The following is a 19,190-nucleotide window of genomic DNA, read 5'->3' on the forward strand; positions in this document are numbered from 1 at the left end:
AATTTGCACACCATATTTTTCCGTTGCAAAAAATTGCACAACTCTTATATTACCACGTTTTCCTTTCTTGACAAAATATTTTTTGAATTAGACAATGGAAGTAAATGACGTTTAAGGGGACATTTGATGGGGAGAATACTTGCATTAGTGATTATTTTAATACCTGGCGCGCTTGCTGCACTTGGGATTAAGCTGCTGCGTGACACGGTTTTCGGCATCATCATTGCACCATTTCCATTTTTATGGCTGCAAGGAATTGCAGGGTTGTTATTTTTAGGAGGAGGTCTTTATGTAGTCGCTGGCTTTATTTTATATAGAGACCGCAAACGCAATAAAGTGACCACCCGCTTTAAGCAGAGATAGACATGAAAAAAGACCCGCTTCTGATAGCAGGTCTTTATTTCATTTCTTCTCTTATTTTGACGGCTCTGTCAGGAAAATCAGTGAAAATTCCATCGACACCTAAGGAAAACATGCTTTTCATCTGCTTTTCACTGTTTACCGTAAATGGCCTGATCACTTGCTGAGCGGCACGGAGAGCCGACACGACTTCTTTTGTCACCCCTGCGCCCTTTATATTCGGATGATAACCTCTTGCAGGTACTGTTTTCAAGTACATCTCCGGCTGATGAATCACATCCATTGTGAGAACAGCAAGCTCAACATGCGGCATCAGCTTGTGAAAAAGAGCTAAACTCCCATGATGAAACGATGAGACAAGTACACGATCTTCTATTTGAAAGTGTTCAATTTGCTCCTTTACTTTCTCTTCAATACCAGGATATCGATAAATGGAATTTTTCAGTTCAATATTGATGATGAGTGATGGTTGCTGCGTCACTAACTCCAATACTTCCTCTAAAAGAGGAATGGATACAGCACCGGTTTCTTCATAGAAAGAATGACTCGCATCTCCTGCTTTTAACTCTTCATATGTATGGTCTTTCACTAAGCCCTTCATATTCGTTGTTCTGTTCAGCTTCTCATCGTGAATGACAGCAAGCTTGCCATCTTTCGTCAGCTGAACATCGAGCTCAATTCCGTCAGCTCCAGAATGGAGTGCATGCTCAAAGGCTATCATGGTATTTTCAGGGTAGATTCCTTTAAAACCTCTGTGTGCAAAAATTTTCGTCATAGGTCACCTCTAAGTATGATGCTTCCTTTCATTATGACGTGTCTCTTTTCATTTTTCCAGTTTGAGCACATAAAAAAACCTCTTCTGATTAGTACGAAGAGGCTCACAGGTAAATTCGATCACGTAATCGCTCTGATGGCTTGCTCTGTCGTCTCTGCGTCAAGAGCAAAAAGGGAAGAAACAACTGCGACTGCTGTAACGACGGTTACACCTAACAACAACTTTTTCATAAGATAACCTCCACTTTCTTTTGAAGTATTTGTGCATCGAATTTCTTTTCAAGAAAACGAATGGCGTTTTGATAGTCATTTCGTTCCTTGAAGTATTTCGATATTTGTTCAGACAAATCCTCAAGCTCCACATATAATCTATTTTTTTCTATGTAGTCTAATTTTTCAGAGAATACGTCTGCTGCTCCACTATTTTCGCACATCAAATCCAAAATTTCAAATTTTACTATATATTCATTATTTTGGATATCGCAGCTATACTGAATACCCTCTTTAATATATTCCTTCGCCTCTTGATCTCCTAGATGAACCAAGGCATTTGCCAGAACATATAAAGATTGGATGTAATAATGGCTATTGTCACGGTGAATTTGAATGCCCATCCCTTTTTTGGCATATTGTGCGCTTTTTTCATAATCAGGCTTCGCATAATAAAGAACGGCTAAATTGTGATAGCATTTCCCAATCAGCACTTCATTGTTAATGCGTTTACTTTTCTCAAGTGCTTCTTGGTATTTTTCTTCTGCTTCTTCAAATTGAAACAAATCAATACAATTACTTGCATGTAAAATCAAACTGTCAATCGCCTGCGCTGTATACTCTTCATGCGCTTTGAACGTATCGATGGCTTTTTTAATATGATTAATGGATATGAAATTTTGTTTCAGTTCGTAATAGATTGAAGCAACCTTATGGTGAAAAGTTCCTACTTCCAGGTCTTCATTCACACGTTTTAGGCGCTGTTCTGCAATTTTGTAAAAACTGATGGCTTCATCATACTTTTTCACATATGCAGCATATTGGCCTTTGTAAAAGTAAAAATAAAAATTAATAATGTCATCTGCTTTCTCATCGAGCGTTCCGACACTCTTCATAATGTGATTGGCTTTTTCAATATTTCCAAGTAACATTTCATGTCTGCCATTAACAAGCTGATAATAAAGGAGAACTTCACGGTCTTCATCTGTATTTTTTAGCAAATTCTGAATTTTCTCTTTATAGACAGCAGATTTTTCTAGGTCATTCTGAGAAATGACCCTCGTCCACTTGCTAATTTCGTTCGCTACCTCAGCAGAGTGGATTTTCAGCTTTCCCATAACCTCACCCTCTTCTTCTCATTATTATAGCATAGTAAAAGAATGTGAAAATTATTAAATTCGACAATGGGAATATTCAGTTCAAATGGCACAATCTCTAAGAAGCCAGTGACTTTAAAACGCCAACCAATCAGGTCAATAGAAATAGAACTTTCGATCTTATTTGCTTTATTTACCAAATCCATCAGACCTTTTCCTCTCATCCTTTTCCTTACGAATGAGCTTTTTCTTCTTCTATTTGAAGACCAAACAATTGATTGGCGTAGCTGATTACCACTAATTTATGACATACCCATTTCTTTCATGCTTTATTTTTCATTTTATTCCGAAAATAAAGCAAGCCGAGTTGTCCAAATGAAACAATAAGATGATTGTATCAATACAACCAATTTTTAACAATATTTTTCGAAATAAAAAAACGCCTCTTTGCAGAAACGTTTTTTTAAGAGAATGAACTAGCTAGCTCTATGCTCTAAGCGCAGACGATCAGCCACCATAGCAATAAATTCAGAATTGGTTGGTTTCGCTTTAGACATGCTGACTGTATAACCAAAGAGTGAGGAAATGGAATCGATGTTTCCTCTGCTCCAAGCAACTTCAATCGCATGACGAATCGCTCGTTCTACCCTGCTGGCAGTCGTGTTAAATTTCTTCGCGATGTCTGGGTACAACACTTTTGTGATGCTTCCGAGAAGCTCAATGTCATTGTACACCATCGAAATCGCTTCTCTTAAGTATAAATATCCTTTAATATGAGCGGGTACGCCAATCTCATGAATAATCGTCGTAATGCTCGCATCTAAGTTTTTACGTTTCGGTTCAGGTTTGTTCCGAAGGACACTGTTTTGGATAGATGAAGATCGATGTGTGACTTGTGTGCCGTTTCCACTGACTTGACGAATATGACCGACTAGGTTTTCCATATCAAATGGCTTTAAGATGAAATAGGATGCGCCCAAATCAACTGCTTTTTTCGTGACATCTTCTTGTCCAAACGCCGTTAGCATAATCACACTTGGCTGTTTGGTCATGTCATTGTTTTCACGGAGGCGTTCCAGTACAGCAAGACCGTCTAAATGAGGCATGATAATATCTAAGAGGAGAACGTCGGGCTCTTTATCTTTAAATAATGTCAGACATTCCTGACCATTATACGCCACGCCAAGTACTTCCATATCTTCCTGTCCCTCAATATACTCTGTCAAAAGGCCAACAAGCTCTCGATTGTCATCAGCTACACACACTTTAATTTTCTCCACGTTCTTTCCTCCCCAATGTCGATTCCTTTAGTCTTTTGCATTTCTCTTCTGAGTGTTCAATTCGACAAAACCATGCTATCCCCTTTAAAAAACTTTAATTTTCCGAATAATAGAGCATTATCTAGCTTTTTCTACGTTTTTCTTAACGAATCGACGATTATTGCAATTTGACAACATACTATTTTCCATTTTGTCGAAAAATCTCTTTTTCCTTATTTTATAACATGATGGCAGAGAAAGAAAGGGGAGAAAAAAACTGCCGGGAGATTCGCGGCAGTTTGATGATCAGCTTGCTTTTTTGTTTTTTTGATAAAGATCGATTCCTGCTTCTGACAGCATCCATTCAATGTGTACGCCGTACCCGCTTGTCGGATCATTGACAAATACGTGTGTGACCGCTCCAATGACCTTTCCGTTTTGGATGATGGGGCTTCCGCTCATGCCTTGGACGATACCGCCCGTTTTACTTAAAAGACGTTCATCTGTTATCTTCAATACCATCCCTTTTGTTGCCGGGAATTTCTGCGGTGTCGTGCTGACGATTTTAATATCAAACTTCTCCACTTTATCATGATCCACAACGGTTAAAATTTCTGCTGGACCTTCTTTTACTTCATTTGATAAAGCGACTGGAAGCGGTTTGTCTGATACATGATTTTCAAGCTTTTCGGTTAACGTACCAAAGATACCAAATGGGCTGTTGCGGGAGATATCCCCTATCGTTTTTCGTTCGGAAGAGAATCTCGCCAATTTTTCTCCAGGGTTGCCTCCTGTGCCTTTTTCAATTGATGTCACGGTTGATCTGACAATTTCACCATTGTTGACAACGATTGGTTTTTTTGTATCCATGTCAGAAATCACATGCCCAAGGGCACCATATTTTTTAGAAGATGGTTCAAAGAAGGTCATCGTGCCGATTCCTGCTGCGGAATCTCGAATGTAAAGACCAATTCGATAGGTGCCTTCACTTGCATCTTTTGCGGGTGTTAATGTTGTTTGAAAGGTTTTATGGTCTCTTTTTATGAGTAAACGAAGCGTTTCACCTGTTTTTCCTGCTTTCTGGATAAATGGGGTGAGGTCATTCATTTTCTCCATCTTTTGACCATTGATTTCAATGATCATATCCCCTGATTGAATGCCTGCGGCTTCGCCTGGTGATTTTTTGCCGTCTGCTGTTGTGATTTGATGAAAACCTACAACGAGAACTCCTACAGAGTGGAGCTTGACGCCAATGGATTGTCCTCCAGGAACTACTTTTAATTCAGGGAGAACGTCGACTTTTGTTTTCTTAATAGGAAATCCTTTAAAATCATAAACAATTTCGGCTTTTCCCGCCTTTTGTCCTGTCACTTCAAGCTGATTCTTTTTCTCTGAAAGACTAAAGGCTTGTGAAGAAGCATTGGCTGACGCTTCTATTGATGTGTCAATTGAGTGCTTCTGTTTTTCAAATACAGCAACATTTGTTGGAATGCTGATGTATTCCTTCACTATGCTCATAAACCCTGTACTTATTAAAGAAACAAGGAGAATCACACCAATGGCTTTTCTCATCTTTTCGGGCATTCATTTTTCACTCTCCTCGCTCCTTACCCACACCAGAACACTCATGTTTTGGCTACATCTTTACTTTTGCCTTCTTCGCTAGGATTTATAACCGGCACCTATAGAAAATGATTGGATAAATTGATAAAAGAAAAAGACGATTTCACGGGTATATACAGCGATTTTGACACAATATAAAAAAGGCAGCTGATTTTTCAGCTACCCTGTTGTTTTGACATCATTTGCTTGATGAAGCAATTCTTTTGCGTGCTGTTTTGTCAGCTCAGTGACTTCCACACCCGCAATCATCCTGCCAATTTCACTCACTTTTTCTTCATGACTTAATGGTTTGACGCTTGTCAGTGTTCTGCCGGCTTTAGAGCGTTTAGAAATGAAGAGATGCGTGTCAGCCATTGCTGCTACTTGCGGGAGGTGCGTAATGCAGAGCACTTGTGAGCCAGCCGCCACTTTGTAAATTTTTTCGGCAATCGCCTGTGCCACTCTGCCGCTTACGCCCGTATCCACCTCATCGAAAATAATGGACGTGACTTCTTGTTTGGCTGAGAAAATACTTTTCACGGCGAGCATGACACGTGAAATTTCTCCACCCGAGGCAACTTTTGATAAAGATTTCATCGGTTCGCCAGGATTAGTAGAGATCACAAATTGAGCTTGGTCGATTCCGTTTTTTCCAAGCTGGACGGGCTTTCCATCTAGCAGCGGATTATCCGTGCTGCTAAAAGGCGCATACCGAATGGAAAAGGATGTATCAAACGTTGACTTCTCCATATACAAATCTTTTAGTTCTGTTTGAATTTGCTTCGCTAGTTTTTTCGCCCATTTTTTACGAAGCTCTGAAACGTTAAGTGCTTCAAGCAGGGCATCACGGCTCATTGCATCCAGTTTGTTTTTAAGCGTCTGCAGGTGGCTGTCTCGATTTTGAATTTGATCTATTTCTTCTTCTATCTTCGCCGCATACTCCAAAATTTCCTCAACCGTTGTCCCATATTTTCGTTTTAACTGCTTCATTTCATTCAGCCTAGATTCAATAAAATCAAGACGTGCTGGGTCGAACTCTAATTGATCCAACATGCTTCGCATTTGGAACGTCGAATCCTCTAATAAGTAATAGGAGTTCGACACTTGTTCGGATAGCTTTTTCAGATCGTCGTTGATCTCAGAAACCTGCTCGAGCTCGCTTGATGACATGCCAACCCAATCAAGTCCTCCCTGCTCATTGCGCAAGGCATTATATGCGTTTTGAAGTGAGGAAAAGATTTTTTCGTAGTTGCTGATCTGATGGCGCTCTTCTTGAAGCTTCTCATCTTCTCCCGGCTCTAATTGTGCCGCTTCAATCTCCTCTAGCTGAAATTGCAGTAAATCTAACCGGTGCACCATCTCTTGCTCATTCTCAGAGAGCTGTTTTAGCTTTTGGGCTGTCTTTGTATATTGCTCATATGCTTCTTGATATTGTGACAAAGCAGGTGCAATTTCTTCTGCTCCAAATTGATCGAGCAAATGCAGATGATTTTCATCCTCCATCAATAACTGGTTATCGTGCTGCCCATGTATATCGAGCAAAAGGCGTCCTACCTCGCGTAAAAGTGAGATCGTGACAAGTTTGCCATTGATGCGGCAGATGCTTTTTCCGTTATTGTTAATATCACGGCGAAGAATCATCATTTCATCCGATGCGTCAATTCCCTGCTCTTCGCATAAAGCAAATACAGGGTGATCGGCTGGCACAAGAAAAAGCCCCTCCAGCTCTGCCTTTTTTTCACCATAACGAACAAATTCAGACGACCCTCTCCCTCCTACAAGAAGTGAGACTGCGTCAATCATGATGGATTTTCCAGCACCTGTTTCCCCTGTTAGGACTGTGAGTCCTTTTTCAAACGAAACCGTTAACTCTTCAATGATTGCAAAGTTTTTAATGGTTAGTTCTGCTAACACTCATTTGACACCTCTTTTTGTAAACCTGATTCTTTATAGAAGCTCTAAAATTTTGCTCGAAACTGTCTCCGTATCATCTGGTGTGCGGCAAATGATCAAAATGGTATCATCTCCGCAAATGGTTCCCATGATTTCTTCCCAATCTAAATTATCCATTAAAGCCCCAATGGCCTGAGCATTACCGGGCATGGTTTTGAGGACGATTAAATGACTGGCAGCATCCATTTTGATAAATGCATCCATTAAGGATCGCTTCAGTTTAGACAGCGGGTTAAACCGCTGATCCGCAGGAAGACTGTATTTATATGTTCCATTGTTCGTCGGCACTTTCACTAAGTGTAATTCTTTAATATCTCTTGAAACGGTCGCTTGTGTGATGTTATATCCATCGGCTTTTAAAATATCGACTAGTTCATCCTGTGTTTCAATCTCTTGGCCCGCAATGATTTCCCTAATCTTAATATGCCTTTGACCTTTATTCATGTTTGACCCCCCTAGGCGTTTGATCTCAGTTTGTCTTTACGTTCTATGTTATATGAACCACAGTTCAAAAAACAAGCATTACGTGAGAATCGGTCAATTCTCGTCTTTTGACCATGTAAAAAGGAATAATAGCGAGCTATTATTCCTTTTGTTTCGATGATCTCATGTGTCAGCCGGCTCAGGGCTGTTTTTCTTTTCTTTCAATACAGAATGGGCTTCCTTGACGACCTTTTCAAGCTCTGAAGCCGGAAGTGCCGCATTCTCTTCTTGATCGGAATGAAGCACTAAATGAAGAAGGAACTCAATATTCCCGTCTCCACCAGTAATAGGCGAAAATGATACATCCTTTACATCATAGCCTTCTTTTGCAGCAAACTGATTCATCTCTTCCAGTACACCGAGGTGGACGGACGGATCTCGCACAATGCCTTTTTTCCCAACAAGCTCTCTGCCTGCTTCAAATTGAGGCTTGACGAGTGCAATACAGTCTCCGCCTGGGACAAGAATGTGCTTTAAAGCCGGCAGGATGAGTTTAAGTGAAATAAAAGAGACATCAATTGATGCTACTTCTGGCAACCCTTCAGTAAAATCTGCTGGGACGGAGTGACGGAAATTGGTGCGCTCCATGACGATTACCCTGTCATCCTGCCTTAATTTCCACGCAAGCTGATTGTAGCCAACATCAACAGCATATGATTTGACCGCTCCATTTTGAAGAGCACAATCTGTAAATCCGCCTGTTGATGAACCAATATCGATTAGCAATTTCCCTTCAACGGTTAAGTCGAATTCTTTGAGTGCTTTTTCGAGCTTTAACCCGCCGCGGCTCACATATTTCAGAGGGTTCCCCTTCACAGTGAGCGGAGTATCACGAGCGATTTTCTCTCCTGGTTTATCCAAACGGTTTTCATTTGAGTAAACGATCCCTGCCATGATGGCACGCTTTGCTTTCTCTCTCGTTTCCATTAGTCCTTGTTCGACTAATAAAACGTCAAGTCGTTCTTTCTTTGATGTCATGATCCAATTCCTTTTCTTGGTGCTGCGGGAAGCAGGTCACGTAAAGAGTCAGCAACGTGTGCTTTCGTCAGACCAATTTCTTCAAGCAGGGCATCAACACTTCCATGCTCAATAAATTCATCTGGAATGCCCATACGCTCTACTTTGATATGAGATGCTTTCTTATCGTGTATATATTCTAAGACGCTGCTGCCAAATCCGCCTTGGAGCACAGCTTCTTCAATCGTTAAAATCGGAATACCTTCAGAAAGAATGTCATTTAACATCGCTTCATCAAGAGGCTTAATAAAACGAGCATTGACGACACGAATTGATTTCCCTTCTTTTTGAAGTTCTTCTGCTGCTTGAAGCGCCATTTTAATCGTAGTACCAAATGTTAAAATGACAGCGTCCTTCCCTGGACGAAGAACCTCCCAGGACCCAATCGGAATGGTTTTCAGCTGTTCATCCATTTTCACGCCCAGCCCATTACCGCGCGGGAAACGCATAGCAATAGGACCGTCATCGTACTGAATGGCTGTATTGACCATGTGCTGTCCTTCATTTTCATCTTTTGGCATCATAAGTACCATATTCGGCATATGACGCATAAAAGCAATATCAAACACACCTTGATGGGTTTCTCCATCTGCACCGACAAGTCCCGCACGATCAATGCCAATAAATACGTTGAGGTTCTGACGGCAAATATCGTGCAGCACTTGGTCATAGGCTCTTTGCAGGAACGTTGAATAAATCGCTAAAAATGGCTTCATGTCCTGCGTCGCAAGCCCAGCTGCCATTGTGGCTGCATGCTGTTCGGCAATTCCTACATCAAACATCCGCTCTGGAAATTCCTTCGCAAAGCCTTCAAGCTTTGAACCAACAGGCATCGCAGGCGTGATCGCAACAATCCGCTCATCTTCCCGCGCCAGCTTTCTGACCGTTTCACTGACGAGACCACTCCAAGACGGAGCTGCTGCTGCCGGTTTTACAAAATCACCGGTATCGATTTTGTATGGACCAGTACCGTGCCAAGTCCCGATTTTATCGGATTCTGCCGGTTGATAGCCTTTTCCTTTTTTCGTAATGACATGCAGAAGAACTGGACCTTTTGTTTTCTTTGCATATTCAAGATTTTCAAAAAGATCTTCATACGAATGTCCGTCTACAGGACCTAAGTAAGTAAATCCCATTTCCTCAAAAAACATGCCAGATACAAGTAAATATTTGAGGCTGTCTTTGATACGCTCTGCTGTGGCAGCAAGCTTTCCGCCTACAGCTGGAATGCGCTTGAATAAATATTCGAGCTCGTCCTTTACCCATTGGTATTTGCCTGCTGTACGTAATCTGCCAAGCATTGTGTGAATCGCACCAACGTTTGGTGCAATACTCATTTCATTGTCGTTTAATATGACAATCATATCTTTCTTTTCATCACCGATATGATTCAAAGCTTCCAGCGCCATCCCTCCGGTTAGTGCACCGTCTCCGATAATCGGCAGGATATATTCATCTGTCCCTTTAATATCACGCGCTGCCGCCATACCCATCGCACCAGATAACGAGGTTGAACTGTGACCTGTCTCCCAAACGTCATGTTCGCTTTCATTTCGTTTAGGAAAACCGCAAAGCCCTTTATATTGACGAAGTGTATCAAACTCCGACCCTCTTCCCGTTAACAGCTTATGAACGTAAGACTGATGTCCAACATCCCAGAGGAATTTGTCTTTTGGGCTGTCAAATACTTTATGAAGCGCAACAGTCAGTTCAACGACTCCCAGGTTCGGACCGATATGCCCGCCAGAGTTAGCTAAGGACTCAATTAAAAACATGCGAATGTCAGCGCTAAGCTCCTCTAATTCTGCATTTGACATTCCTTTTAGAAACGTTGGATTTTTTATTGATAAAAGATCCAATTAGGATCAACTCGCTTTCAACAAAATTTCTATATACAGCTATAATGCCTTATTCCTTTGAAAACCAATAGGGAATAAGAGTTGTCTCATCATAATAAACTGTTTACAGTTTACCACAATTGCTCGAGGACCCTCAAATCTAGGCTGTTTTTAATGATCTCTTGAGGCAATTAGATCACATAAATCATGCAGCAATTGCTGCTCTAATTGAAGATTTGAGACAATTTCTTTTGCACGTGTGATGTGCTCATGCAGTTTTTCTTTTGCTCCTGAAAGCGTTAATAAAGAAGGATATGTCGACTTTTCATTTGCTGTATCAGAGCCGACCCGTTTGCCGATTTTTTCTTCGTTTCCTTCAAGATCTAAAATGTCATCACGGATTTGAAACGCAATGCCAATATGATAGCTGAATTCCCTTAGCTTTTCGATATCGTCATCTGATGCTCCTGCCAGCATTGCACCTGCCGCGACGCTGAACGTAAGAAGCTTTCCTGTTTTACGGGCGTGAATGGATTCTAGTTCAGCAAGCGATACTTGTTTTTGCTCTGCTTCCATGTCGTCAAATTGACCGCCAACCATTCCTAGTGCACCTGCTGACTTTACAAGCTCCTCTACAATTCTGAGCTTTTTGTCAGCTGAGACGCTGCTAGACAGCTGTGATGTAATCAGGCGGAAGCTTTCTGTTAAAAGGGCATCACCTGCGAGAACCGCTGTTGCTTCTCCGTACACTTTATGATTTGTCGGTATTCCTCTGCGAAGGTCATCGTCGTCCATGCAAGGAAGGTCGTCATGTATCAATGAATACGTATGAATCATCTCAACTGCACAGCCGACAGGTATACCGTCTTCTTCGTTTTTACCGTAGGCATGTAATAGAGCAAGAACGAGAACAGGTCGAAGCCTTTTCCCGCCCGCTTTAAGAGAATAGAGCATAGAAGATTTCAGGTCTTCTGGAATCGTCAATTCCTGAACATATGTAAATAAATAATCTTCAATGGCCTGTTTTCGTGTTGTTAAAAATTCATTTAAATTACTTGTCACCAGCATCTGCCTCCTTCACTGAGAAGGGAGCCAGCTCACCGTCCTCTTTTAAAATGAAATCCATTTGCTTTTCAACATGCTGTAATTTTTCATGACAAAGCTTCGAAAGGGTCATGCCTTCTTGGAAATAATGAATGGCCTGCTCAAGTGGTACATCTCCTTCCTCGAGCTTTCCCACAATCTCCTCAAGACCTTTCATCGCCTCTTCAAATGTCATTTGTTCTTCTTTTTGTTTATTGGATTCTGTCATGATGATTGCCCCTCCTTCTCAATAACCTCACAAATCAGACGTCCATCTTTCATCGTGATAGTCAGCTGATCCTTCGTCTCTACTTGGTTCACACTTTTTATCAGTTCTTCTTCTTTATAGGCTAAGCTGTAGCCTCTTTCCATCACTTGAAGTGGATTTAATGCATTTAGTTTACCAAGAACCGATTGGAACTGCGAATGAATTGTTTTCATTTGCACATTCATACTGCGGATGAGCTGTTCTGATTCATTGGCGTGGCGTTTTTTCGCCTGAAGCAGCTGCTCTTTAGGATGAAGCGGCTTCAGCCTGTATGTTTGTCTGTCTAGTTGACTGCGTTTTTGCTCAATTTGTCTCGTCAGCTGTTTTTGAAAACGGTCAAATACCAAATCAAATTGCTGCTCTTTTTGCTCCTGTAATCGTTTTGGAAAACGGAAGGCATACGAGGATTGCAGCGCCACAAGACGGTCTTTCGCTTGTGAGGTTTGATTCTTTACCGCTCTTGTCAGCCGTATATCGATTGATTTGATTCGTTCAATTAAATCGGTCGTGCTTGGAACAGCAAGTTCGGCTGCTCCTGTTGGTGTGGGTGCTCTCATGTCTGCAGTGAAATCACTGATCGTAAAGTCTGTTTCGTGCCCAACTGCAGATATGATTGGAATGTCTGATGCGAAGATGGCCCTTGCGACAGCTTCTTCATTAAAAGCCCAAAGCTCTTCAATCGAACCGCCTCCTCTTCCGACAATCAAGACATCACAGAGCTGTTTTTCATTCGCTTCCTTGATCCGCTCTACGATGGAACGGGTCGCATGTTCACCTTGGACAAGCGCCGGAAGCACAATGATTTTCGCCTGCTGATAGCGCCGGTTGATGGTCGTAATGACATCTCGAACAGCCGCTCCTGTTGGAGATGTAATCACACCAACAACCTCTGGATATTCAGGAATCATTTTTTTATAGCGCGCATCAAATAAGCCTTCACTTGCCAGCTTTTTCTTCAGCTCTTCATAAGCAAGATGAAGAGCACCAACACCATCAGGCTGCATTTCTTTTGCATATAATTGATAGTTGCCGCTTGGTTCATATACTTGAATCCCGCCGCGTACAAACACCTTCATTCCGCTCTTAGGAGAGAAAGGCAGCTTAGACGCAGAGCGCTGGAACATGACAGCTTGCATGCGTGCGTTTTCGTCTTTTAAGGTGAAGTACACATGTCCTCTTGAATGAATCTTTACATTGGATAGCTCACCTTTGATCCAAATATCTTCTAAATGCGGATCAACATCAAATTTTCTTTTTATGTATTTTGTAAGGGCTGTGACCGTCACAAAGGCTTTTTCACTCATGACGTATTCCTCCTCTTCAAAAACGCACATTCATCCACCAGCAGCATGCAGGTGGATGAATGGATAAAGCTTATGCTAATGTACGTTTTGCTGATTTAACCGTATTGTGTGCAAGCATCGTAATCGTCATTGGACCGACTCCGCCAGGGACTGGTGTGATATAAGAAGCTTTTTCTTTTGCCTCTTCAAAATCAACATCTCCAACAAGCTTCCCAGTATCTAAACGATTGACTCCTACATCAATAACAATAGCGCCTTCTTTAATTTGGTCAGCTTTAATAAAGTTTGCTCGACCGACGGCAACAACTAAAATGTCCGCTTTCAACGTATGTTCTGAAATATTCACTGTTCTTGAATGGCAATAAGTAACCGTTGCGTTTTCGTTTAACAGCAATTGCCCTACTGGTTTACCGACAATATTGCTGCGTCCCACAACAACGACTTCTTTTCCAGAAAGATTAACACCCGTTTTGTTTAGTAATTCAACAATGCCTGCTGGTGTACATGGAAGGAATGTGTCCTCCCCAAGCAGCATTTTCCCGATATTCAATGGATGGAAACCATCAACATCTTTTTCAGGTGAAATACGTTCAATAACGGCTTTTTCAGAAATATGTTTTGGCAGTGGAAGCTGAACAAGAATCCCGTGGAATTGGTCGTTCGCATTGTACTGATCAATCAGCTGAAGCAATTCTTCTTCTGTTAAAGAAGCATCTAAATGGTCAAGCTGGAAATGCATCCCCATTGCTTCTGCTGCTTTCTTCTTCCCGCGCACGTAAGAAAGTGAAGCCGGATCATCACCGATTAGAATAACGGCAAGACCAGGTGTGACACCTTTTTGTTTTAGCTCTTCTACTTCTTTTGCTAATTGCTCACGCTTTTCTTTTGCTGTTTCTTTCCCATCGATGATTGTTGCTGTCATGTCGAATCCTCCTATTGCTGCTTTAGGTCGTTTTTAATGTTTGAAAGTACACCATTTACAAATTTCGGTGCTTTATCATCACCGAATAATTTGGCCAATTCAATCGCTTCATTCATCGAAACACTAAGCGGGATATCTTCTTGATACACCATCTCGTACACAGACAGCCTTAAAATGGCTCTGTCTACGTTTGCAATACGATCGAGTTTCCAATTCACTAGATGCTGTGAAATCATGTCATCGAGCTTGTCCTTTTGTTCAAGCACACCGAAAACCAGTTCCTCGAAAAAAGGATCTGATTCTTGTTCATCCAGCGCATGTGTAATGGCCTCTTTCGGATCAATATTGCTCACATCAATTTGAAATAATGTTTGTAGCGCCTTTTCTCTTGCAGTTCTTCTTTTCATTATTTACTCCTTTAACCACTTTATCCGCTTGTCGTTAAGCCATACAGAGATCATAACATATTTTGCCCGTGGTCGCACCAAGATCCATGCGAGCTGTGACGAAAAACGAATCAATCAACGCGTGAGATCATTATTATTCGGAAATGACCCAAAAATGGGCTTTAAAAAACCAAAGAGGCAATGCCTCCTTGGTTTCACTTGAACTCTTTTTTTACATTTCTTGATCTACTTCAGCCTCAGATGCTTTAGTATCAAATTGAATACCAACGACATGAATATTGATTTCATTAATCGTCAAGGCAGTCATGTTCAAAAGAGTTTGACGGATATTTTCTTGGACAGCAGTGGATACCTTTGGAATGGATAGGCCAAATTGAACCACACAGTATACATCGATTGTGATGCCTTCATCAGAGACATCTACTTTCACACCTTTACGGTGATTTTTCTTACCAAAGCGTTCTGCTACATCAGCAGCGAAATTGCCGCGCATTTCGGCAATGCCTTCGACTTCTGAAGCGGCGATCCCAGCAATGACCTCAATCACTTCTGGTGCAATTTGCACTTTTCCCAATTGATCTTCATCAAGGTTCATTTCAAGCAAATTGTTTTCTGACACGATCATTCACCTCCGAAAGCTATGATTATTTCATGATTTGGTATGTTTCTAAAAACTTCGTATTAAAATTACCGCTCACAAATGTTTCATGCTCAAGCAATCTTAGATGGAATGGGATCGTTGTGTAGACTCCTTCAATGACGAATTCTTGAAGCGCGCGTTTCATTCTCGCAATCGCTTCTTCTCTCGTCTTACCATATGTGATCACCTTTGCAATCATACTATCGTAATATGGCGGAATCACATAGCCCGGATAAGCGGCAGAATCAACACGTACTCCTAGACCGCCTGGCGGAAGATACATTTTAATTTCACCAGCTGATGGCATGAAGTTTTTCTCTGGGTTCTCTGCATTAATACGGCATTCGATCGCCCATCCTGCATATACGACATCCTCTTGTGTAAGAGAAAGTTTTTCACCTGATGCAACTTTAATTTGTTCTTTGATCAAGTCAACACCTGTGACCATTTCTGTTACAGGATGCTCTACTTGAATACGGGTATTCATTTCCATGAAGTAGAATTTCTCTTCATTATAATCATAAATGAATTCGACTGTTCCAGCACCAGTGTATTCAACAGCTTCTGCTGCTTTTACGGCTGCTTCACCCATTTGCTCACGGATGTCTGCATTCAGCGCTGGTGATGGCGTTTCTTCAAGAAGCTTTTGCATTCTTCTTTGGATCGAGCAATCACGCTCTCCTAAGTGAATGGTATGGCCATGCTGATCTGCAAGCACTTGGATTTCCACGTGTCTAAAGTCTTCAATGAACTTCTCTAAATAGACGCCAGGGTTACCAAAGTTTTGCGCTGCTTCCTGCTGCGTGATGGTGACACCATTAATGAGCTCTTCTTCGGTACGAGCCACACGGATTCCTTTACCGCCTCCGCCTGCAGTTGCTTTAATAATGACAGGATACCCAATACTTGCTGCTGTTGAAACAGCATCATCAAGATCTTTTACAATTCCTTGAGAACCAGGAACAATCGGAACCCCGGCATCTTTCATTGTTTCCCTTGCGACATCTTTCGTTCCCATTTTGGAAATCGCTGACGCAGTTGGACCAACAAAGATGACATTGCATTCCTCGCAAAGCTCTGCAAAGTCTGCATTTTCAGCAAGGAAGCCGTATCCTGGATGGATGGCATCTGTCCCTGTTAATTTTGCTACACTGACAATATTCGTGACATTTAAATAACTATCTTTTGAAGCAGTCGGTCCGATGCAATATGCTTCATCAGCCATTTGAACATGAAGCGCATCGCGATCCGCTTCAGAAAATACCGCAACTGTTTCAATTCCAAGCTCTTTACAAGCGCGGATAATTCTAACTGCGATTTCTCCTCTGTTTGCAATTAATAGCTTTTTAATCATGATCGTACTCCTTACTCTGCTTTCACTAGAAAGAGGGGTTGTCCGAATTCTACAAGCTGACCGTTCTCAGCTAATACTTCGACGATTTCACCTTTTACTTCTGCTTCGATTTCATTAAACAGTTTCATCGCTTCTACGATGCACACAACTGTGTTTTCCTTCACCTTAGAACCTGTTGTCACGTATGGACCTGCTTCTGGTGAAGATGAAGCATAAAATGTGCCAACCATTGGGGATGTGATTTTATGCAGATTTTCAGACGCAGCTGCCTCTTGTGCAGGGGCTTCGGTCTGAGCTGGAGCTTGTGCTTTAGGAGCTTGTTGAGCTGGAGCTGCTTGGACAGGAGCCACTGGTGCCGCAACTTGCTGAACGACTTCTTTATTTTTCTTCAGTTTGATTTTTGCACCTTCGTTTTCGTACGTAAATTCATCAATTGTAGATTCGTCAATTAATTTAATCAGTTCATGAATTTCTTCAATTTTTAACATGGATTTGCACCCCTATGTATGGATTTATCTTTTTCTTATAGGCTAGTACTAAAAGTACATACTATAACCATCTTACAGGAGGATTTCAATGAATTCAACTACTATTGTGGCGAAGCGCCTCGCGAAAGCACCTTGGAGAGGGCGCCAAACCGCATCAAAAAACGCCCTTTTCGGCAAGGGCGCCTGTTCATTTTTTATTGATTGGAGGGCTCAAAAGTGACAGCTACGTTATCAAGACCTCTCATTTCTTTTGTGACCATATCAATAATATCGGCCGCTTGGGACTTTGATTTTTTGTCAGAACGAACCGTGATGCTCACTTTATCTCCTTCAGCACTCACTAGCGCATCTTTATATCCTTTTGTTTTAATTAAGGTTTCGAGCTGACGCTCCGTCCCTTCTGCCTCACTAAGCGCTGTCATTTGATCATACGCTTCACTTTTTTCTTGTGCTGTTGCATCATCACTGGATACGATTTCGTTGAACTCTTCGCGCTGTTTGCTTCGTTTATCTTCAAGCTCTAATCTGTATGTTGTAAAAAGCTCATCGTCTGTTTGCTCCGACACAGCCTTTCCTTCTTCACCGCTTGTTTCGATATCCTCTTGTTTGCCATTTGTTTCTTTGTCAGTGGACTTCTCATCAGTGCCTTTTTCCGTTCCTTTGTCCGTCCCTTTTTCTGTTTCAGTCTTTTTCTCTTCCGTTCCTTTTGATTTCATATCTTCTACTGTCACTGCATTTTCACCTTGTGGAGACATGATATAGTACACACTTAAGACGACAACTAAACTTAGCATCGTTAATAGCCAAACCGTTTGTTTTTTTAACATCATTCCGAATCCTCCTTGATTTTTTTAGGGGCAACAGCCACTCTATGGCTCGGTACATCAAGCACTCGTGTAACCGCTTCAATGATGGTTTTCTTTATTTGAACGTTGTCTACTCCTTGAGCAACAACGAGGACACCGCGAATATCTGGTTTTTTCGTTTGAACCACTACAGGTGTTTCTTCATTGCCATTTTTGATGATGACAATTTCTTCTTCTTTTGTTTGATCAGTGACACTTCGCACGCCACCTTCTTTATCTGTTTCCTCGGTCGTTGTGCTTTTATTGGATTTGTTTTTTTCAAACACTTTTAAAGAAGTTGCGTCTACATTGACCACAATCGATACATCCTCAACGCCAATGATGGTCTCTAAAATTTCTTTCAGCTGATTTTCGTATTCTTGCTCCACATCCTCAATCGAATTCTTTGATTTACTTGACGATGCCGGCTTGAATACCTCCTGCTCTTGTGAGGATGTTTTTTTAGAAGCAGGAACAGCAGCCTGTTCTTTGCTTGATGGCGGTGACAAGATCTGACTGACTAACATGAAAGATACGCCGATGATGAATACAAGCAGCAAGTAATGGTGCTTCGTTAATTTTGGTTTCCCTTCACCTTTTTCAGGCGGCTGCAAGAATGATTTCAGCTTTTGTTTCCAGTCCTTGTTATTCATGATCTGCTGCGTCACCTCCCTCAATGTTCAGCGCAATGTGCTCAGGACTCGTATTCCAAACATCAGCAAGTGTCTCTTTCACCCTCGTGATCTCTTTGCTAGAAGATTCAGCGCTTTCCTCCTTTTGCGTGGAGAGATCAATGTCCACCTTTGCCACCGTTTCTACAGCATCACCTGTGAGCGGGGAAAGAACTGCTTTGATGCGAAATTGATCCGCCTCCATATTCTGATCCAGGTGCTCCTCATCTGCCAGCACTTCTACGTGTTTCATTTCATAGCTCTCCTTCTCCAGTGGCTCCTTTGCGCTTTTTTCTAGTTGGACAGCCATTTGCTTTAAAATATATGCACGCTGAGAGGCTTGTATTTCTTTTTTTTCTAAATTCATCTGATTTTTTATTTCTTCTGACTGTGCTTCTTCCTTCCCCTTCATCAATTCCGAAAAAATTTGGTCAGGGTCTGCCCGAAATAAAGCAAAGATCGGATTGAGCATCACCACAATCAATAGCAGGCTGACGACCATTTTGGCATACTTTTGCATGCTTGAATTGGGAAGCAGAAGATCAATGACAATCGCAAATAAGATAAAGAGAATAATACTTGTGATCCATTCCGTGAGAAAACTCAAAAGGTGTC

General features: G+C 41.6%; 20 protein-coding genes. 1 reads left to right on the forward strand and 19 read right to left on the reverse strand.

The annotated features are described in order from the left end of the window. Positions 1 to 126: 126 nt before the first annotated feature. On the forward strand, positions 127 to 363 hold the full coding sequence (locus C6344_RS06810) for a DUF2627 domain-containing protein (RefSeq protein ID WP_034661240.1): 237 nt from the start codon (positions 127 to 129) through the stop codon (positions 361 to 363). A gap of 34 nt (positions 364 to 397) precedes the next feature. Here the strand turns inward: C6344_RS06810 and C6344_RS06815 are convergent, their stop codons facing one another. From C6344_RS06815 to spoIIIAF, 19 genes are all read right to left on the reverse strand, one after another. After that, entirely contained in the window at positions 398 to 1,135 is a 738-nt protein-coding gene (locus tag C6344_RS06815) for a glycerophosphodiester phosphodiesterase (protein ID WP_060596816.1), read from the reverse strand. Between the two features lie 226 nt (positions 1,136 to 1,361). After that, on the reverse strand, positions 1,362 to 2,462 hold the full coding sequence (locus C6344_RS06820) for a Rap family tetratricopeptide repeat protein (RefSeq protein WP_066030680.1): 1,101 nt from the start codon (positions 2,460 to 2,462) through the stop codon (positions 1,362 to 1,364). A 455-nt stretch (positions 2,463 to 2,917) separates the two neighbouring features. After that, positions 2,918 to 3,721, reverse strand: coding sequence for a sporulation transcription factor Spo0A (gene spo0A / locus C6344_RS06830; RefSeq protein ID WP_012010520.1), 804 nt, complete (start codon positions 3,719 to 3,721; stop codon positions 2,918 to 2,920). Between the two features lie 285 nt (positions 3,722 to 4,006). After that, positions 4,007 to 5,284: a SpoIVB peptidase gene (spoIVB, locus tag C6344_RS06835; RefSeq protein WP_034661244.1), complete on the reverse strand. Its 1,278-nt coding sequence runs from the start codon at positions 5,282 to 5,284 to the stop codon at positions 4,007 to 4,009. 198 nt (positions 5,285 to 5,482) lie between these two features. After that, positions 5,483 to 7,216, reverse strand: a complete 1,734-nt coding sequence (gene recN, locus C6344_RS06840; protein WP_060596818.1) for a DNA repair protein RecN — start codon at positions 7,214 to 7,216, stop codon at positions 5,483 to 5,485. 33 nt (positions 7,217 to 7,249) lie between these two features. Further along, positions 7,250 to 7,699 carry a transcriptional regulator AhrC/ArgR gene (gene ahrC, locus C6344_RS06845; protein ID WP_034661246.1) on the reverse strand — a complete coding sequence of 150 codons (450 nt, stop codon included), beginning with the start codon at positions 7,697 to 7,699 and terminating at the stop codon, positions 7,250 to 7,252. Positions 7,700 to 7,861: 162 nt separating this feature from the next. Continuing rightward, positions 7,862 to 8,716, reverse strand: coding sequence for a TlyA family RNA methyltransferase (locus C6344_RS06850; RefSeq protein ID WP_060596819.1), 855 nt, complete (start codon positions 8,714 to 8,716; stop codon positions 7,862 to 7,864). Then, positions 8,713 to 10,614, reverse strand: a complete 1,902-nt coding sequence (gene dxs, locus C6344_RS06855; protein ID WP_060596820.1) for a 1-deoxy-D-xylulose-5-phosphate synthase — start codon at positions 10,612 to 10,614, stop codon at positions 8,713 to 8,715. The genes C6344_RS06850 and dxs overlap by 4 nt, the downstream gene beginning before the upstream one ends. A 150-nt stretch (positions 10,615 to 10,764) precedes the next feature. Then, positions 10,765 to 11,661 carry a polyprenyl synthetase family protein gene (locus tag C6344_RS06860; RefSeq protein ID WP_374955735.1) on the reverse strand — a complete coding sequence of 299 codons (897 nt, stop codon included), beginning with the start codon at positions 11,659 to 11,661 and terminating at the stop codon, positions 10,765 to 10,767. Continuing rightward, on the reverse strand, positions 11,645 to 11,905 hold the full coding sequence (locus C6344_RS06865; protein WP_003215880.1) for an exodeoxyribonuclease VII small subunit: 261 nt from the start codon (positions 11,903 to 11,905) through the stop codon (positions 11,645 to 11,647). The genes C6344_RS06860 and C6344_RS06865 overlap by 17 nt, the downstream gene beginning before the upstream one ends. Beyond that, positions 11,902 to 13,248, reverse strand: coding sequence for an exodeoxyribonuclease VII large subunit (xseA, locus tag C6344_RS06870; protein ID WP_106061666.1), 1,347 nt, complete (start codon positions 13,246 to 13,248; stop codon positions 11,902 to 11,904). Before xseA ends, C6344_RS06865 begins: the two co-directional genes overlap by 4 nt. Before the next feature lie 70 nt (positions 13,249 to 13,318). Then, positions 13,319 to 14,170, reverse strand: coding sequence for a bifunctional methylenetetrahydrofolate dehydrogenase/methenyltetrahydrofolate cyclohydrolase FolD (gene folD, locus C6344_RS06875; protein WP_060596823.1), 852 nt, complete (start codon positions 14,168 to 14,170; stop codon positions 13,319 to 13,321). Between the two features lie 11 nt (positions 14,171 to 14,181). After that, the gene (gene nusB, locus C6344_RS06880) at positions 14,182 to 14,577 is read right to left on the reverse strand and encodes a transcription antitermination factor NusB (protein WP_034661255.1); all 396 of its coding nucleotides are present in this window, start codon (positions 14,575 to 14,577) and stop codon (positions 14,182 to 14,184) included. Between the two features lie 211 nt (positions 14,578 to 14,788). After that, complete coding sequence (locus C6344_RS06885) at positions 14,789 to 15,196, reverse strand: Asp23/Gls24 family envelope stress response protein (protein ID WP_034661256.1); 408 nt, start codon at positions 15,194 to 15,196, stop codon at positions 14,789 to 14,791. A gap of 25 nt (positions 15,197 to 15,221) precedes the next feature. Beyond that, entirely contained in the window at positions 15,222 to 16,571 is a 1,350-nt protein-coding gene (gene accC / locus C6344_RS06890) for an acetyl-CoA carboxylase biotin carboxylase subunit (protein WP_034661258.1), read from the reverse strand. A gap of 11 nt (positions 16,572 to 16,582) precedes the next feature. Then, entirely contained in the window at positions 16,583 to 17,059 is a 477-nt protein-coding gene (gene accB / locus C6344_RS06895) for an acetyl-CoA carboxylase biotin carboxyl carrier protein (RefSeq protein ID WP_034661259.1), read from the reverse strand. 194 nt (positions 17,060 to 17,253) lie between these two features. Continuing rightward, positions 17,254 to 17,886 carry a SpoIIIAH-like family protein gene (locus C6344_RS06900; protein ID WP_034661997.1) on the reverse strand — a complete coding sequence of 211 codons (633 nt, stop codon included), beginning with the start codon at positions 17,884 to 17,886 and terminating at the stop codon, positions 17,254 to 17,256. Next, positions 17,886 to 18,557 carry a stage III sporulation protein AG gene (gene spoIIIAG, locus C6344_RS06905; RefSeq protein WP_034661260.1) on the reverse strand — a complete coding sequence of 224 codons (672 nt, stop codon included), beginning with the start codon at positions 18,555 to 18,557 and terminating at the stop codon, positions 17,886 to 17,888. The genes C6344_RS06900 and spoIIIAG overlap by 1 nt, the downstream gene beginning before the upstream one ends. Beyond that, positions 18,550 to 19,182, reverse strand: coding sequence for a stage III sporulation protein AF (gene spoIIIAF, locus C6344_RS06910; protein ID WP_034661262.1), 633 nt, complete (start codon positions 19,180 to 19,182; stop codon positions 18,550 to 18,552). The genes spoIIIAG and spoIIIAF overlap by 8 nt, the downstream gene beginning before the upstream one ends. Positions 19,183 to 19,190: the final 8 nt, after the last annotated feature.

Origin of the sequence: Bacillus sp. GBSW19 (genome assembly GCF_002998655.1) — a bacterium.
Lineage (GTDB): Bacteria > Bacillota > Bacilli > Bacillales > Bacillaceae > Bacillus.

Excerpts from the sequence above, each read along its gene's own strand:
- C6344_RS06810 (WP_034661240.1), top strand. The coding sequence starts at position 127 with ATGGGGAGAATACTTGCATTAGTGATTATTTTAATACCTGGCGCGCTT.
- C6344_RS06815 (WP_060596816.1), bottom strand. The coding sequence starts at position 1,135 with ATGACGAAAATTTTTGCACACAGAGGTTTTAAAGGAATCTACCCTGAA.
- C6344_RS06820 (WP_066030680.1), bottom strand. The coding sequence starts at position 2,462 with ATGGGAAAGCTGAAAATCCACTCTGCTGAGGTAGCGAACGAAATTAGC.
- spoIVB (WP_034661244.1), bottom strand. The coding sequence starts at position 5,284 with ATGCCCGAAAAGATGAGAAAAGCCATTGGTGTGATTCTCCTTGTTTCT.
- ahrC (WP_034661246.1), bottom strand. The coding sequence starts at position 7,699 with ATGAATAAAGGTCAAAGGCATATTAAGATTAGGGAAATCATTGCGGGC.
- C6344_RS06850 (WP_060596819.1), bottom strand. The coding sequence starts at position 8,716 with ATGACATCAAAGAAAGAACGACTTGACGTTTTATTAGTCGAACAAGGA.
- C6344_RS06860 (WP_374955735.1), bottom strand. The coding sequence starts at position 11,661 with ATGCTGGTGACAAGTAATTTAAATGAATTTTTAACAACACGAAAACAG.
- C6344_RS06865 (WP_003215880.1), bottom strand. The coding sequence starts at position 11,905 with ATGACAGAATCCAATAAACAAAAAGAAGAACAAATGACATTTGAAGAG.
- xseA (WP_106061666.1), bottom strand. The coding sequence starts at position 13,248 with ATGAGTGAAAAAGCCTTTGTGACGGTCACAGCCCTTACAAAATACATA.
- folD (WP_060596823.1), bottom strand. The coding sequence starts at position 14,170 with ATGACAGCAACAATCATCGATGGGAAAGAAACAGCAAAAGAAAAGCGT.
- nusB (WP_034661255.1), bottom strand. The coding sequence starts at position 14,577 with ATGAAAAGAAGAACTGCAAGAGAAAAGGCGCTACAAACATTATTTCAA.
- accC (WP_034661258.1), bottom strand. The coding sequence starts at position 16,571 with ATGATTAAAAAGCTATTAATTGCAAACAGAGGAGAAATCGCAGTTAGA.
- accB (WP_034661259.1), bottom strand. The coding sequence starts at position 17,059 with ATGTTAAAAATTGAAGAAATTCATGAACTGATTAAATTAATTGACGAA.
- C6344_RS06900 (WP_034661997.1), bottom strand. The coding sequence starts at position 17,886 with ATGTTAAAAAAACAAACGGTTTGGCTATTAACGATGCTAAGTTTAGTT.
- spoIIIAG (WP_034661260.1), bottom strand. The coding sequence starts at position 18,557 with ATGAATAACAAGGACTGGAAACAAAAGCTGAAATCATTCTTGCAGCCG.